The sequence below is a fragment of the Microbacterium sp. JB110 genome (assembly GCF_003335195.1).
GTDB lineage: Bacteria > Actinomycetota > Actinomycetes > Actinomycetales > Microbacteriaceae > Microbacterium.
In genome coordinates, this window is the sequence record NZ_QPGM01000001.1 from 13,191 (window position 1) to 27,120 (window position 13,930).

14 protein-coding genes and 1 tRNA gene are annotated in these 13,930 nt (G+C 68.4%); 11 read left to right on the top strand and 4 right to left on the bottom strand.

What is annotated here, in order from left to right; translation table 11 throughout:
- Window positions 1–45 precede the first annotated feature (45 nt).
- Window positions 46–741, bottom strand: coding sequence for a hypothetical protein (locus tag CIK77_RS17490; RefSeq protein WP_087055696.1), 696 nt, complete (start codon window positions 739–741; stop codon window positions 46–48).
- A gap of 238 nt (window positions 742–979) precedes the next feature.
- On the opposite strand from CIK77_RS17490, the gene CIK77_RS00080 reads away from it, so the two are divergent.
- The 8 genes from CIK77_RS00080 to CIK77_RS18265 all read left to right on the top strand — a co-directional run bounded on the left by CIK77_RS00080 (window position 980) and on the right by CIK77_RS18265 (window position 8,689).
- Window positions 980–1,849: a ParA family protein gene (locus tag CIK77_RS00080; protein WP_087055695.1), complete on the top strand. Its 870-nt coding sequence runs from the start codon at window positions 980–982 to the stop codon at window positions 1,847–1,849.
- Window positions 1,833–2,675 (top strand): segregation and condensation protein A, encoded by an 843-nt coding sequence (locus tag CIK77_RS00085; RefSeq protein ID WP_442923109.1) that lies wholly within the window; start codon window positions 1,833–1,835, stop codon window positions 2,673–2,675. Before CIK77_RS00080 ends, CIK77_RS00085 begins: the two co-directional genes overlap by 17 nt.
- Entirely contained in the window at window positions 2,665–3,240 is a 576-nt protein-coding gene (scpB, locus tag CIK77_RS00090) for an SMC-Scp complex subunit ScpB (RefSeq protein WP_087055693.1), read from the top strand. Before CIK77_RS00085 ends, scpB begins: the two co-directional genes overlap by 11 nt.
- Window positions 3,241–3,355: 115 nt before the next feature.
- Complete coding sequence (locus CIK77_RS00095; protein WP_087055692.1) at window positions 3,356–4,153, top strand: pseudouridine synthase; 798 nt, start codon at window positions 3,356–3,358, stop codon at window positions 4,151–4,153.
- Entirely contained in the window at window positions 4,146–5,276 is a 1,131-nt protein-coding gene (locus tag CIK77_RS00100) for a prephenate dehydrogenase (protein WP_249268655.1), read from the top strand. Before CIK77_RS00095 ends, CIK77_RS00100 begins: the two co-directional genes overlap by 8 nt.
- Window positions 5,266–5,961, top strand: coding sequence for a (d)CMP kinase (cmk, locus tag CIK77_RS00105; protein WP_087055691.1), 696 nt, complete (start codon window positions 5,266–5,268; stop codon window positions 5,959–5,961). Before CIK77_RS00100 ends, cmk begins: the two co-directional genes overlap by 11 nt.
- Window positions 5,951–7,477 (top strand): ribosome biogenesis GTPase Der, encoded by a 1,527-nt coding sequence (gene der, locus CIK77_RS00110; protein ID WP_087055690.1) that lies wholly within the window; start codon window positions 5,951–5,953, stop codon window positions 7,475–7,477. Before cmk ends, der begins: the two co-directional genes overlap by 11 nt.
- 87 nt (window positions 7,478–7,564) lie before the next feature.
- Window positions 7,565–8,689 (top strand): NUDIX domain-containing protein, encoded by a 1,125-nt coding sequence (locus tag CIK77_RS18265; RefSeq protein WP_087055689.1) that lies wholly within the window; start codon window positions 7,565–7,567, stop codon window positions 8,687–8,689.
- Window positions 8,690–8,788: 99 nt separating this feature from the next.
- On the opposite strand, the gene CIK77_RS00120 is transcribed toward CIK77_RS18265, so the two are convergent.
- The 3 genes from CIK77_RS00120 to CIK77_RS00130 all read right to left on the bottom strand — a co-directional run bounded on the left by CIK77_RS00120 (window position 8,789) and on the right by CIK77_RS00130 (window position 11,448).
- Window positions 8,789–10,246 (bottom strand): benzaldehyde dehydrogenase, encoded by a 1,458-nt coding sequence (locus tag CIK77_RS00120; RefSeq protein ID WP_087055688.1) that lies wholly within the window; start codon window positions 10,244–10,246, stop codon window positions 8,789–8,791.
- A 130-nt stretch (window positions 10,247–10,376) separates the two neighbouring features.
- The gene (locus CIK77_RS00125) at window positions 10,377–10,745 is read right to left on the bottom strand and encodes an RNA-binding S4 domain-containing protein (protein WP_087055687.1); all 369 of its coding nucleotides are present in this window, start codon (window positions 10,743–10,745) and stop codon (window positions 10,377–10,379) included.
- Window positions 10,746–10,872: 127 nt separating this feature from the next.
- Window positions 10,873–11,448: a CGNR zinc finger domain-containing protein gene (locus tag CIK77_RS00130; protein WP_087055686.1), complete on the bottom strand. Its 576-nt coding sequence runs from the start codon at window positions 11,446–11,448 to the stop codon at window positions 10,873–10,875.
- Window positions 11,449–11,549: 101 nt separating this feature from the next.
- On the opposite strand from CIK77_RS00130, the gene CIK77_RS00135 reads away from it, so the two are divergent.
- The 3 genes from CIK77_RS00135 (at window position 11,550) to CIK77_RS00145 (ending at window position 13,731) form a co-directional block, all read left to right on the top strand.
- Window positions 11,550–12,725 (top strand): epoxide hydrolase family protein, encoded by a 1,176-nt coding sequence (locus CIK77_RS00135; RefSeq protein WP_087055685.1) that lies wholly within the window; start codon window positions 11,550–11,552, stop codon window positions 12,723–12,725.
- A 91-nt stretch (window positions 12,726–12,816) separates the two neighbouring features.
- Window positions 12,817–12,890, top strand: a tRNA-Pro gene (locus tag CIK77_RS00140).
- A gap of 85 nt (window positions 12,891–12,975) precedes the next feature.
- Window positions 12,976–13,731 (top strand): group I intron-associated PD-(D/E)XK endonuclease, encoded by a 756-nt coding sequence (locus CIK77_RS00145; RefSeq protein ID WP_087055684.1) that lies wholly within the window; start codon window positions 12,976–12,978, stop codon window positions 13,729–13,731.
- Window positions 13,732–13,930: the final 199 nt, after the last annotated feature.

The window sequence follows — 13,930 nt, forward strand, 5'->3', positions numbered from 1 at the left end:
AAGTGCCCGCGGCCGATGGGCCGCGGGCACTCGAGCGTCGTCGGATCAGATCATCCACTTCAGCGGTTCGCCGTCGAGGTAGTCGTAGCCGGTCTCGTCGGCCACCCAGGCGATGTAGCCGGGCTCCTGCCCCTCGGGGATCGCGGAGATGAAGCACGTCGACATGCCGGAGTTCGACTCGTCCTCCTCGCTCGACATGTAGTTCGAGTCGCAGGCGTCGAACGAGCCGACGACGCGCACCGGACCGAGCCGGTTCTCGTCCGCGTCGAAGGCGTACATCTCGCTGGTGGGGCTCTCGCCGTCCATCGGTACAGCGAAGGGCTCCGCCTTGTCCATCTCGACGGTGAAGTAGTAGACGTCGTAGCCCTCGAGGGATTCCTTGAAGTCGTCGTCGTCGATCGCATCGAAGTCGCTCTTGTCAGCCTTGGACACATCGGCGACGGTGACGTTCACGTTCTGCTCGCCGTCGTCGGTGTCTGGCCAGAGCACCGTTGCGGTGTCGCCGACGGACAACTCGGTGCCCGGAGCCGCGATCTCGCCGGCCGGGGCGGAGTCGGCCTCGGACTCCTCCGCCTCGTCGGCTTCCTCGTCGGTCTCCTCAGCGGGGGTCTCCTCCGTCGTCGACTCCTGGGACTGCTCCTCCGCGATGTCGTCGGCGATGTCGTCGACCGGGTTCGAACATCCGGCCAGCGCGAGCGCGGCGAGAGCGACGGCGGACGTGAGAAGGATGGGCTTGCGCATCTGGATCGCCTCCTGGTGGGTGGCACCCCGTCGCTCCGGATGAGCGACGGTATGCGGTGCCTGCTGTTGACACGAGCCTCCCAGCCGCCGCCGCCCGAGTCGATGGGGAGTGGTGCCCCGAGCAGAGGTGCCCATAGGTCGGACAGCAGTGTGCGGACCCGCCGGCTCTCGGCGATCCTGCGCCGTCGGCGAGCGGTCGCGTTTAGACTCGCATGAACGCGATTCAGGAGGATCATCGGTGGCGAAAACCCACAAGCAGAGTGACGAGGTCATTCTCGGCCCCACCGGCCGGCCGTACCACGGCTTCGCGACTCCGCCGGAGCTCCACAGCCACGGCCCGGCCCGCATCGTCGCGCTGTGCAACCAGAAGGGCGGCGTCGGCAAGACGACGACGTCGATCAACCTGGCGGCCTCGTTCGCGAGCTACGGACGCAAGGTGCTGGCGGTCGACTTCGACCCGCAGGGGGCGCTCTCAGCGGGGCTCGGGGTGGCGACGCACGACGTTCCGACCATCTACGACCTGCTCGTCGACATGAAGCGCGACCCGCACGAGGTGGTCGTACCGACCGCGACACCGGGGCTCGACCTCCTTCCGGCGAACATCGACCTGTCGGCCGCCGAGGTGCATCTCGTCAACGAGGTCGCCCGCGAGATGATCCTGTCGCACGTGCTGCGCAGGCTGGCGCCGGAATACGATCTGATCCTCATCGACTGCCAGCCGTCGCTCGGCCTGCTCACCGTGAACGCGCTCACCGCGGCGCACGGCGTGCTGGTGCCGCTCGAGTGCGAGTTCTTCGCGCTGCGCGGCGTCGCACTGCTGGTCGAGACGATCGAGAAGGTGCAGGACCGTCTCAACCCGTCGCTGGAGCTCGACGGGCTGCTCGCGACCATGTACGACTCGCGCACGCTGCACTCCAGAGAGGTGCTCGAGCGCATCGTCGAGACCTTCGGCGACAAGGTGTTCGAGACCGTGATCGGGCGGACCGTGAAGTTCCCCGATGCGAGCGTCTCCGGTGTTCCGATCATCGACTTCGCGCCGGAGCATCCGGCGGCCCAGGCGTATCTGCGCCTCGCCAGGGAGCTGGTCGACCGTGGCGCGGTCGCCTAGGGACATCGGAGAAGAGCTCCCGGATGACACGGCCGCGGCCGGATCATCCGGGTTCAGGGTGTCGCTGGCGAACTTCGACGGCCCCTTCGATCTGCTGCTGCAGCTCATCTCGAAGCATGAGATGGACATCACCGAGATCGCGCTGAGCAAGGTCACCGACGAGTTCATCTCGTACCTCGGCGACGTGGAGACGGGGGAGGAGCTCGACCGCGCCAGCGAGTTCCTGGTCGTCGCGGTGACGCTGCTCGACATGAAGGTCGCTGGTCTCCTGCCGCAGGGCGAGCTGGTCGACGCGGAGGCGGTCGCCGCCCTCGAGGCGCGCGACCTGCTGTTCGCGCGACTGCTGCAGTACCGTGCGTTCAAGGAGGCAGCCGGATGGTTCGCCGGTCGCCTGTACGGCGAGGACCGTCGCCACACCAGGCAGGTGCCGATCGAACAGAAGCACCGTTCGCGCACACCGGAGCTGAAGTGGACGCTCACGCTCGATCAGTTCGCCGCACTCGCACTGCTCGCTTTCGCACCGAAGGCGCTGCCGGGCGTCGGGCTCGACCACCTGCACGCACCGCTGGTGAGCATCAGGGAGCAGGCGGCGATCGTCGTCTCCACTCTGCGCGGGCGGACGACGCTGTCGTTCCGCGAACTGATTGCGGGCTCGGAGGAAGTGGGCGTCGTCGTCGCCCGGTTCATCGCCGTGCTGGAGCTGTACCGGCACGCGGCGATCTCGTTCGAGCAGCTGGAGCCGCTGGGCGAGCTGACGCTGACGTGGACGGCCGAGCACTGGAACGAAGAGACGCTGGCATCCTTGGGGGCAGAGTATGACCGATGAGACGACCCTCGAGCGGGGCACCGTGCAGCAGCGGCTCGAGGCGATCCTGATGATCGCAGACGAGCCGATCGGCCTGGTGTCGCTCTCCGCGGCCGTCGGTGCACCCGTCCCCGCGGTTCGGCAGGCGCTCGAGTCGCTCGTCGCGGACTACGACGGCGCTGACGGCGGCACCCCGCGCGGCTTCGAGCTGCGCGAGGTCGGCGGCGGATGGCGGATGTACGTCAGGGCGGACTTCGACGACCTGGTCGCCGACTACATCGGAGGGCAGGCGCCGGCCAAGCTGTCGCAGGCCGCGCTCGAGACGCTCGCCGTGATCGCCTACAAGCAGCCGGTGACACGCTCGCAGGTGGCCGCCATCCGGGCGGTGAACGTCGACTCCGTGGTGCGCACGCTGCTGGCGCGCGGCCTGATCACCGAGCAGTTCGCCGACCCGGAGACCGGCGCGATCAACTACGGCACAACCGGTCTGCTCATGCAGCAGCTCGGCATCAACTCCCTTGACGAGCTTCCCCCGATCTCCCCCCTCCTCGACGACGGCGCAGACGGCTTCGACGACTTCGCCTGAGCCGCCTGCAATTCTTCATTTCTGGCACATCTCCGGTGGTGTGCCCACCCGGAGAAGTGCCAGAAATGAAGAGATACGGGCACGGAGTGTGCGCGGCGGCTGAGAGGATGGGGGGATGGAGCGGAACGATGCAGAGGGTGTGCGCCTGCAGAAGGTGATGGCGAATGCCGGGGTCGCCTCGCGGCGCGCCTCTGAGGACCTGATCGCGCGGGGGCGGGTGCGTGTGAACGGGGAGGTCGTCACCGAGCTGGGTACGCGGATCGATCCGGATGTCGATCTGGTCGACGTCGACGGTCAGGCGGTGCAGCTCGACACGTCGAAGCGGTACGTGATGCTGAACAAGCCGACCGGCGTCGTCAGCTCGATGAAGGACGACAGGGGCCGAGCGGATCTGCGGGGCTTCACCGACGACTGGGAGGAACGGCTGTTCAACGTCGGCAGACTCGACGCCGAGACCAGCGGCCTGCTCGTGCTCACCAACGACGGCGAGCTGGCCCAGGTGCTCGCACATCCGAAGTACGGCGTCACGAAGGTGTACATCGCGAAGGTCCGCGGCAGTGTCTCCGCACAGACGATCGCCGAGCTCACGCGCGGGTTCGACCTCGACGACGGGCCGATCAAGGCGGACAAGGCGCGTCTGCTGGACACGTCGCGCGGCACGAGCCTGGTGGAGCTGACCCTGCACTCCGGCCGCAACCGCATCGTGCGCCGGATGATGGCAGCCGTCGGACACCCCGTGATCGAGCTGGTCAGACGGCAGTTCGGACCCCTGCACCTCGGCACGCTCTCAGCGGGCGGTACGCGCGAATTGACTAAGGTGGAAAGAGGCGCGCTTCTGACACTGTCGCGCCACGAAGCGAGTGCTCCGCAGAACGCGTCGAGCACCACCGATCAGAAGGACTCCCGTGACTGATTCCGCCGTGCGCGATGAGACCGTGCCGGGGCGCGCCGTGCGCACCTCCGGCACGGTGCGCGTGGTGGGCGCCGGCCTGCTCGGCGCGAGCGTCGGGCATGCGCTGACCCGCGCGGGCGTCGACGTGGCGCTCGCCGACACCTCTCCGGCGCAGCTGCGCCTCGCAATCGACTACGGCGCAGGACGCGCGGCGAACGACGGCGACCGGCCGTCGCTCGTCGTGGTGTGCGTGCCTCCGGATGTCGTGGCCGACGTCGTCGAGGCGGAGCTGTCCGCGTTCCCCGACGCGGTGGTCACCGATGTCGCCTCCGTCAAACTGCAGCCGCTGCGCGAACTGCGCAGGCGCGGCGTCGACCTGGCGCGCTACATCGGATCGCACCCGATGGCGGGTCGCGAGCGCGGCGGAGCGATCTCCGCCCGCAGCGACATCTTCGCCGGACGCCCGTGGGTGATCTGTCGCGACGGCGAAACTCGCACGGCAGACCTCGCCGTGGTCGAGGGCCTCGCGCTCGACGTCGGCGCTGTGCCGATCGAGATGAGCCCAGACGAGCACGACGGCTCCGTCGCGCTCGTCTCGCACCTGCCACAGGTGGTCGCATCGCTGCTGGCCGCGCGCTTCGTCGATGCCCCAGAGCACGCGCTCGGACTGGCCGGCCAGGGCGTGCGCGACACCACGCGCATCGCGCACTCCGCCCCCGAGCTGTGGGTGCAGATCCTCGAGGCGAACGCCGGTTCCGTCGTCGCAGGGCTCGACGCGCTCGCCGCGGACCTCACCGGCCTCGCTGACGCACTGCGTGAGACGTCGAAGCCCGGCGCGCGCCGCACGATCGCCGAGACCATTCGGCGCGGCAACGAGGGCGTCGAGCGTCTGCCTGGCAAGCACGGCCAGCGCCGAGAGTTCGCCTCGCTGGTCGTGATGGTCGATGACACCTCGGGTCAGCTGGGCGGTCTGTTCGGCGACCTGGGCGAACTCGGCGTGAACGTCGAGGACTTCCGCCTGGAGCACTCGCCAGGCGCGCCGCTCGGCCTCGCCGAGATCGCAGTGGACAAGGGCGTGCTGACCGGCGCCGTCGAAGGGCTCGAAGCCCGCGGCTGGAGGATTGCGAGCACCGATGACGAGTGAGGCCTTCGGAAGTGTGACCGTCGTCGCGATCGATGGTCCGGCAGGCAGCGGAAAATCGAGCGTCTCCAAGGAGATCGCCCGTCGACTCGGCTTCGGCTACCTGGACACCGGTGCCGCGTACCGCGCACTGTCATGGCACGTGCTCGATTCCGGTGCGGACACGCGCGATGAGCCCGCTGTGCTCGACGCGCTGAGAACGTTCGACCTGCGGCTCGGACTCGACCCGGATGCCCGCACTGTCATGGTCGGGGACGCCGACGTGACCGACGCCATCCGAACCCCGGAGGTCACCCGTGCGATCGCGGGCTTCACCCGCGTGCAGGCGGTGCGCGACGCTCTCAACGACGGGTTCCGGAGCAAAGCACGCGAGTCGGGACTGCCGGGAGTCGTCATCGAAGGGCGCGACATCACGTCGGTCGTCGCCCCCGACGCTCCCGTGCGGATCCTGCTCACGGCAAGCGAAGAGGTCCGCGCGCAGCGCCGCGGTCTCGAACTGAAGACGGACGCGGGCGACGTCGCGCAGGCCATGAGCCAGCGCGACGCCAGCGATGCGCACACACTCTCCCTTGCACAGGGCGACCGGGGCGTCGACGTGGTCGACACCTCAGAGCTCGACTTCGAGCAGTCGGTCGCCGTTGTGCGAGGCGTGATCGAACAACGAACGGGAGGCCTTCATGGCCGATGACGAGGAATACGACGGCGGGCCCGACCGGCTGGCCGAACGGATCGCGGAGCTCGACGATGACCTGATCGAGGCGCGCAGCGAGTCGCTCAGACAGAGCCTCGAGGACTACGAGCTCGACGAGGAGGACGCCGCGCTGCTGGCCGGCGTGCGCGTCGACGAACTCGGCATGGAGTACTCGCCCGCGCTGCCGGTCGTGGCGATCGTGGGGCGGCCCAACGTCGGCAAGTCGGCGCTGGTGAACCGCATCCTGGGGCGCCGAGAGGCCGTGGTGCAGGACGTGCCGGGCGTCACGCGCGACCGCGTGACGTACAAAGCAGAGTGGAACGACAGACGCTTCTCCCTCGTGGACACGGGCGGCTGGGAGCCGGACGCGCGCGGCATCGACAAGTCAGTGGCATCGCAGAGCGAGATCGCGATCGACCTGGCCGATGTGATCCTGTTCGTCGTCGACGCGATAACCGGAGCGACGGCGACCGATGAGCACGTCGTGCGGCTGCTGCGCAAGTCGAGCAAGCCCGTGTTCCTCGTGGCGAACAAGATCGATGACTCCACGCACGAACCCGAGGCCGCAGCGCTGTGGAACCTCGGTCTGGGCGAGCCGCACCCGATCTCCGCGATCCACGGACGCGGCGTGGCCGACCTGCTCGACGCCGTGCTGACGAAGATGCCGAAGATCTCCGCCGTGGCGAAGGAGGAGATCGGCGGCCCGCGCCGCGTCGCGATCATCGGCCGGCCGAACGTGGGCAAGTCGTCGCTGCTGAACAGGGCGGCCGGCGAGGAGCGCGTGGTCGTCAACGACCTCGCCGGTACGACCCGCGACCCGGTCGACGAGGTCGTCGAGCTCGGCGGCAAGCCGTGGCGGCTGGTCGACACCGCCGGCATCCGGCGCCGCGTGCACATGCACCAGGGTGCGGACTTCTACGCATCGCTGCGCACCTCTGCCGCGCTCGAGAAGGCTGAGGTCGCCGTCGTCGTGCTCGACGTGAGCGAACCGATCAGCGAGCAGGACATCCGGATCATCGAACTGGTGCTGCAGGCGGGGCGCGCGCTGGTGCTGGCGTTCAACAAGTGGGATCTGCTCGACACGCCGGAGGCGGAGCGCAACGAGCGCCGTCGCTTCCTGGAGCGCGAGATCGAGCGCGACCTCGCGCACGTGGCATGGGCGCCGCGCGTGAACATCTCGGCGAAGACCGGCCGCCGCCTGGACAAGCTCGTCCCCGCGCTCGAGCAGGCGCTGGAGAGCTGGGACCGCCGCGTCCCGACGGGCAAGTTCAACGCGTTCCTGTCGGAGCTCGTCGCGGAGCACCCGCACCCGCTGCGGGGCGGCAAGCAGCCGCGCATCCTGTTCGGCACGCAGGCGGGCTCGCGTCCGCCGACGTTCGTGCTGTTCACGACCGGCTTCCTCGACCCCGGCTACCGGCGGTTCATTCAGCGTCGCCTGCGCGAGCTGTACGACTTCGAGGGCACGCCGATCGTGGTCAACATGCGCATCCGCGAGCGTCGCCAGCGCAAGTAGATCCGCCGAAGGACAATGGGTGCTCCAGAATCCGCGTTCTGGAGCACCCATCGTCATTTCAGCGCGGGGCGGCGGTAGCGTGGACGGATGACGATCGTTCCTCCCGCCGCCGGTGAGCCGCGACGGCCGCACGGGCCGCGGGATCCGGGGGACGCATGGGTCGTCGCGCCGACGGGAGAGCGATACTGGGGGCGGTTCGGCGCGGCCGGACTGTTGGCGTTCGATCCGGCCCGCGGCGTGCTGCTGCAGCACAGGGTCGGGTGGAGCCACTTCGGCGGCACCTGGGCGCTGCCAGGCGGGGCGCTGCACCAGGGTGAGACCGCCATCGACGGCGCGGTCCGCGAGGCGCAGGAGGAAGCAGGCGTTCCGGATGGCGCGGTGCGGCCGCGCTTCACCCACGTGTTCGACGCGGGCGTGTGGCAGTACACGACGGTTGTCGCCGACGTGACGGCCCCGTTCGAGCCGACGATCAGCGATCCTGAGTCGTTGGAGCTGGCCTGGGTGCCCGTCGATGCGGTCGACGATCGGGAACTGCATCCGTCGTTCGCTGCCGCATGGCCCGGCCTGCGCGACGCGCTCGGTGTGCGCCCGGTGCTGCTGGTGGACGCGGCGAATGTGGTCGGGTCCGTGCCCGACGGCTGGTGGCGCGATCGCGCGGGGGCCGCGGCCCGACTGCGCGACGGACTCGACGCGCTCGCTCGGGCCGGGCTGCCGGCCGACGAAATCGACCTGCCGCACGAGCGCTGGTTCCCCGGAATCGAGATGGTGATCGAGGGCGCGGCTCGAGCGATGCCGGATGTCGCAGGCGCGGCAGTGGGGCTGGACGACGAAGCATCCGGCGTGGCCGGACGGCACGATGCCGAGACCGGACGCGCCGGTGCCGCTGATGGGGCCGGATGCGCCGGTGTTGCTGATGAGACCGGATGTGCCGCGTTCGCCGATGAAGTCGGATCTGCCGCGGCCCCTGAGACGGAGGCCGGGAGGTCGCACCGTTTCATCGGCGGGGCGAACTCTCACCCGGCGACGAGCGCGGTGCGCGTCGTGCGCGCGCCGGGCTCCGGCGACGACGAACTGGTGGCTCGTGCGGAGGCGATGCGCGCATCCGGGCTCACCGTCACCGACGTCACGAGCGACCGCGCCCTGCGCGCTCGCCTCGAGACGTCCGGCGCCCGCGTCCGCCCCACCTCATGGCTCCGCGCTCTCCTGCCCTGACCCCCGCTGCCGAGATGCGCACATCTCGTCGAGATGCGCCGTGGTGAACGTGATCTCGTCGAAAACGTGCGCATCTCGCGAGCAGACGGGCGCGGCCGATCAGAACGGGTAGTCGGCGATCTGCGGGCGCAGGGTGACCCACTGCACCTCGGTGAAGGCCTCGATGTTGGTCTCGGCGCTGCCGATGCGGGTGCCGTTGCCCGACGACTTGGTGCCTCCGAACGGCGCCTGCGACTCGTCTGACACGGTCTGCTCGTTGATGTGGATCTTGCCGCTGTCGAGGCGATCTGCAACCGCCATCGCGTCACTGACATTGCCGAGCACGCCGATCGACAGGCCGAACTCGCAGTCGTTGGCGATCTCGACGGCCTCGTCGATGCTGGAGAAGGACATCACCGGCGCGACGGGGCCGAAGACCTCCTCGCTCCACGCGCGGTTGGAGCGGTCGAGGTCCGTGATCACGGTCGGCCGGAAGAACCTGCCATCGTGGGTGCCGCCCGCCGCGATCGTCGCGCCAGCATCGGCCGCATCGGCGACGATCTCGGCGCAGTGCGCGGTCTGACGATCGTCGATCAGCGGACCGAGGGCGACCTGCTCGGTGTTCGGGTCGCCCACGGGAAGGGCGTTCGCCTTGGCGACGAGGGCCGCGACGTACTCGTCGTACACCGATTCGTGCACGATGTGGCGGCCGGTGGTCATGCAGATCTGGCCCGAGTTCATCCACGAGCCGAAAGCCGCGGCCGATGCCGCCTTGTCGACGTCGACGCCTGGCAGCACGATCAGGGCGTTGTTGCCGCCGAGCTCGAGGTGCGCGCGCTTGAGCAGCCGCCCGCAGGTCTCGCCGATCTTCCGGCCGGCACCGGTCGATCCGGTGAAGGCTACGGCGCCGACCTCCGGTGCGTCGACCACGGCGGCCCCGACGTCGGCGCCGCCGGGCAGCAGCTGCAGTACGCCGGCAGGCAGGCCCGCTTCCTCGAAGACGCGCATCAGTGAGACGCCGCCGCACACGGCGGTGCGGGGGTCCGGCTTGAGCAGCACGGCGTTCCCGAGTGCGAGGGCCGGAGCGACGGCGCGAATCGACAGGATGAGCGGGAAGTTGAACGGTGCGATCACGGAGACGACGCCGATCGGCTTGCGGCGCGACAGCGACCAGCGCGCCTCGTTACTCGGCAGCACGTCGCCGTGCGGGAGGTGCGGCAGTGCGGAGGCGTCGAAGCACTCATTGGCGGCGATGTGCGTCTCCAGCCCCGCCTTGGGCGGGATCGACCCGTCCTCCCTGACGATCCAGCGCTGGATCTCCTCGCCGTGCTGCTCGAACAGCTCCCCGGCGCGGCGCAGCACAGCGGCGCGCTCCTCCGGTCGCTTCGCGGCCCATTCGCGCTGGGCCTGTGCGGCGCGAGTCGCTGCCGCGTACACGTCAGCGGCATCGGCGACGCCCACGGTGCCGAGCACGGCGCCGGTCGCGGGTTCGATGACGTCCTGCACACCGGCGGAGCCCGGCTGCCAGGATCCGCTGTTGATCTTGCCTTCCCAGATGGCGGGATCGATGAGTGTCATGTTCTCTCCTTCGAGGGGTGGTCTGTGGGGGAGGCTACGGCACGATGCGCGCATCGATCAGCACGGGCCGTCTTCGGCAAGAGTCGCGCATCCCGGCTGAACGTGTGCATCTCGCGAGTCCTGATGAGGGTCAGTCGCGGCCGCGTAGCCGGTCGATCTCGCGGCGTTCGCGCTTGGTGGGGCGCCCCGCACCGCGGTCGCGCCTGCCGATCGGCTCGACGAACTCGCGCGGAGGCGGGGGAGGAGTGCGGTCCTCGTACGCGGCCGCGGCGATCGGAGCGCCGACGCGCTTGACCAGCAGCTGCTTCACGCCGAAGACGCGCGTGATGTGCGCGATGCGCACCCGCACCTCATCGCCGACCCGCACAGGGTGCGAGGCCTTGACTGGAGCGTCGTTGACGCGCACGTGCCCGCCGCGCACCGCCGTCGTGGCCAGCGAGCGGGTCTTGTACGCGCGCACCGCCCACAGCCACACATCGAGTCGCACCGATTCAGCCATCCGGCCCATCCTACGACCGCGCCCCCGCGCCGAGCGTACCCCTTGTGATCGAGCGGACCAGATAGATCCGGATCCAAATGGGCCACTCGATGCGAAGGGATACGCTCGCGAGGTCAGTGGGGCGACGTCACCCTGACGTGGCGGGGTTCGCGCTGCGGTTGGCGAGGAAGCGCGCCTTCTTCTGACGGTTGCCGCATGTGTTCATATCGCACCATCTGCGGGAGCGACTCCGGCTGGTGTCGAAGAATGCTGCTCGGCAGGTCGGCGAGGCGCACAGGGCCAGTCTCCCATCCCGTTCTCCGGCGATGATGCTGATCGCGTCGGCGGCGATCACGCCGAGCGCGTCTTCGACGCCGGATGCCGAGCTGAGCTGCCATCGCCGCTCGCCCTCCGGCGTCAGGACGGCGACGGCGCGACCGCGTGCGCTGCTGTTGTTGATGACCCGGACCGCGGACGCAGGCAGAGGCGACGTGCCCGCGGCAGCGGTAGCGGCGGTGTGAATCGATTCCCGAAGCTCCCGAGCGAGTTCCAACTCAGCGGCGGTGCAGGAGTCCACAGCGAGCCCGCTCGCCGCCAGCCAATCGACGAGGCGATCCGGCGTGGGGATCCGCTCCACACGGTCGCCTCGGCGTTCGGTCAGTGTCGCCGTGAAGCTGGTGGCCAGCACGTTGCCGAGGCGGAAGTCAGGGTACCCGGAAGCCATGGAACCACCTTAGGTGGTTGTGTCAGAGGAACATCGACTGATAGAACCGGCTTAGCCGGTTCTCCGCGATGCTGGCCGATTCTGCGACACCAGGAGGTCTCATGTCCCGATCAGCCGGAGATGTGCACGTCTTCGAAGCTCACGCGTCCGATGCGGATCTCGACGATCTGCGTGCGCGACTGGCGGCGGCGCGGCTGCCCGAGCGCGAGACGATTGTTCGCTCCGCGCCCGATCCTCGACGCTGGGATCAGGGCGTTCCGCTTGCCGTTCTCGAAGACCTCGTGGACTACTGGCGCACCGGATATGACTGGCGGTCCTTCGAAGCCCGCCTCAACGAGATCGGCCAGTACCGCACGATCATCGACGGTCTGGGCATGCATTTCCTGCACCGCAGGTCCGAGCGCGCGGATGCCACTCCGCTGATCCTGACGCACGGCTGGCCGGGAAGCATTGCCGAGTTCGTCGACGTGATCGACGAACTGGCGGATCCGAAGGAACAAGGGATGCCTGCGCTTCACGTCGTGGTCCCGTCGCTGCCGGGTTTCGGCTACAGCGATAAACCGACCGAGACCGGTTGGGGAGTCGAGAGGATCGCATCGGCTTGGGTGCAACTGATGGGCCGACTGGGATACAACAGGTTCGTCGCGCACGGCGGCGACTGGGGAGGCAACATCACCGCGATCCTCGGCGGCAGCTTCCCGGATCACGTTCTCGGCATCCACACGACACTCGCGCTGCCGCCGCCGGGGATGACCACCGACTCACTGACGGCGACCGAACGCGCGCGGGTGGAGGAGACCCGCGACTTCTGGCAGAACAACAGGGCATACGCGAAGCAGCATGCGACCAGGCCGCAGACCATCGGCTACGCGCTCGTCGACTCACCGGTTGCGCTTCTGGCCTGGCTGCTCGACAAGTTCGCGGAATGGTCGGACACAGAGGACGGCCCGTTCGAGACGATCTCCAGAGACAGGATCCTCGACGACGTGACGCTCTACTGGCTGACGCGAACCGGTGCCTCGGCGGGACGCATCTACAGCGAGAGCCCTCACTCGCTCGATCCGGACCTTCGGGTGGACGTTCCCTCAGCCATCACCATGTATCCCGGCGACACCGAGTCGCGCACCCCGCGAGCGTGGGCCCAGGAGAGGTATCGCCGGATCGTCCGCTGGAAACAGCCCGAAACCGGGGGTCATTTCCCGTCACTGGAAGTACCCGAGTATTTCGTCAGGGATCTGCAGCAGGGCCTTGCCACTGTGCTGGCTGCCTCCGGATGAGGGCGGCAGGCGCGCCACGCGAGGGTCGTGGAATTCGCGGGATGTTCGGCGACGGGCTAGACTTGTCGAGTTGTCCGCACGCGGGCGACATCGGGATGTGGCTCAGCTTGGTAGAGCACCTGACTGGGGGTCAGGGGGTCGCAGGTTCAAATCCTGTCATCCCGACACAGGATGTGAAGCCTCGGGACGACTCGTCTCGGGGCTTCATGCGTTCCGGTCGAATGTCCGAGGTTGCGCGTAGCGTCCCGGTATGGGCATGCACCGCACCTACTCCGACGCCGATCTCGCCGCCGCGGTTCGGATGTCGTCCTCGTGGCGGGGAGTGTTGCGCGTGCTGGGGCTCAGAGCGACTTCCTCCGCGGCGATCCGGTCCATTCGGTCTCATGCGGATCGGCTGCAGCTCGACTCTTCACATGTCACGCGCGGTCGAACATGGACGGACGGGCAACTCGCCGCGGCCGTGCGCGAGGAGAATTCGTGGGCTGCGGTTGCCGACCGGCTTGCGATCCTCGGCGGGTCTGCCGTGCCGAGCATCCAGCGTCATGCCATGCGTCTCGAGCTCGATACGTCGCACTTCGAGACAAAGCTTGTCAGCCAGCGTGAACTCGCCCCCGATATGGCGAACCTGGCTGCCACGGGCTCGATGATCGCGGCCTCCTGGTACTCCCTGTGCGGTCTGCGGGTGTCGTGGCCGCTGGAACCCGGCAGGTTCGATCTGCTTGTGTCCGATGTGACGGGAACGCGGCGAGTTCAGGTGAAGACAACCACGTCGAAGACCGACAGCGGCGCGTGGCAGGTGCACGTCGCCGGGAACGGACGCTATGACACGCGTGTGTACTCACCAGATGAGATCGACGACTTCTTTCTGATCGACGGCGATCTCAACTTCTACATCGTTCCGATCGAAGCCATGCGGGCCCTGCACACGATTCGACTCAGTGCATATACGAAGTACCGAGTTCGGGTCGGGCATGGACTCGGGGAGCTTGGTGCCTTCGCATCATGACCGGCCTCTGTGTCTCGGCACAGACTTCTCGCACTTCACAGGAGGAGGGAATGACAGGAGCTCTAGACGGGCTGGCCCTTGAAAATCACAGTGCACCGGAGGTCAGGTCAGTACCGAACCCGCGAGTTCCCGAGACGATCGGCGGAGGCCGGAAATCGACCGGATCCTCCAAGGGGTCGCAGGTTCAAATCCTGTCAGC

Excerpts from the sequence above, each read along its gene's own strand:
- CIK77_RS17490 (WP_087055696.1), bottom strand. The coding sequence starts at position 741 with ATGCGCAAGCCCATCCTTCTCACGTCCGCCGTCGCTCTCGCCGCGCTC.
- scpB (WP_087055693.1), top strand. The coding sequence starts at position 2,665 with ATGACCGATGAGACGACCCTCGAGCGGGGCACCGTGCAGCAGCGGCTC.
- CIK77_RS00095 (WP_087055692.1), top strand. The coding sequence starts at position 3,356 with ATGGAGCGGAACGATGCAGAGGGTGTGCGCCTGCAGAAGGTGATGGCG.
- cmk (WP_087055691.1), top strand. The coding sequence starts at position 5,266 with ATGACGAGTGAGGCCTTCGGAAGTGTGACCGTCGTCGCGATCGATGGT.
- der (WP_087055690.1), top strand. The coding sequence starts at position 5,951 with ATGGCCGATGACGAGGAATACGACGGCGGGCCCGACCGGCTGGCCGAA.
- CIK77_RS18265 (WP_087055689.1), top strand. The coding sequence starts at position 7,565 with ATGACGATCGTTCCTCCCGCCGCCGGTGAGCCGCGACGGCCGCACGGG.
- CIK77_RS00120 (WP_087055688.1), bottom strand. The coding sequence starts at position 10,246 with ATGACACTCATCGATCCCGCCATCTGGGAAGGCAAGATCAACAGCGGA.
- CIK77_RS00125 (WP_087055687.1), bottom strand. The coding sequence starts at position 10,745 with ATGGCTGAATCGGTGCGACTCGATGTGTGGCTGTGGGCGGTGCGCGCG.
- CIK77_RS00130 (WP_087055686.1), bottom strand. The coding sequence starts at position 11,448 with ATGGCTTCCGGGTACCCTGACTTCCGCCTCGGCAACGTGCTGGCCACC.
- CIK77_RS00135 (WP_087055685.1), top strand. The coding sequence starts at position 11,550 with ATGTCCCGATCAGCCGGAGATGTGCACGTCTTCGAAGCTCACGCGTCC.
- CIK77_RS00145 (WP_087055684.1), top strand. The coding sequence starts at position 12,976 with ATGGGCATGCACCGCACCTACTCCGACGCCGATCTCGCCGCCGCGGTT.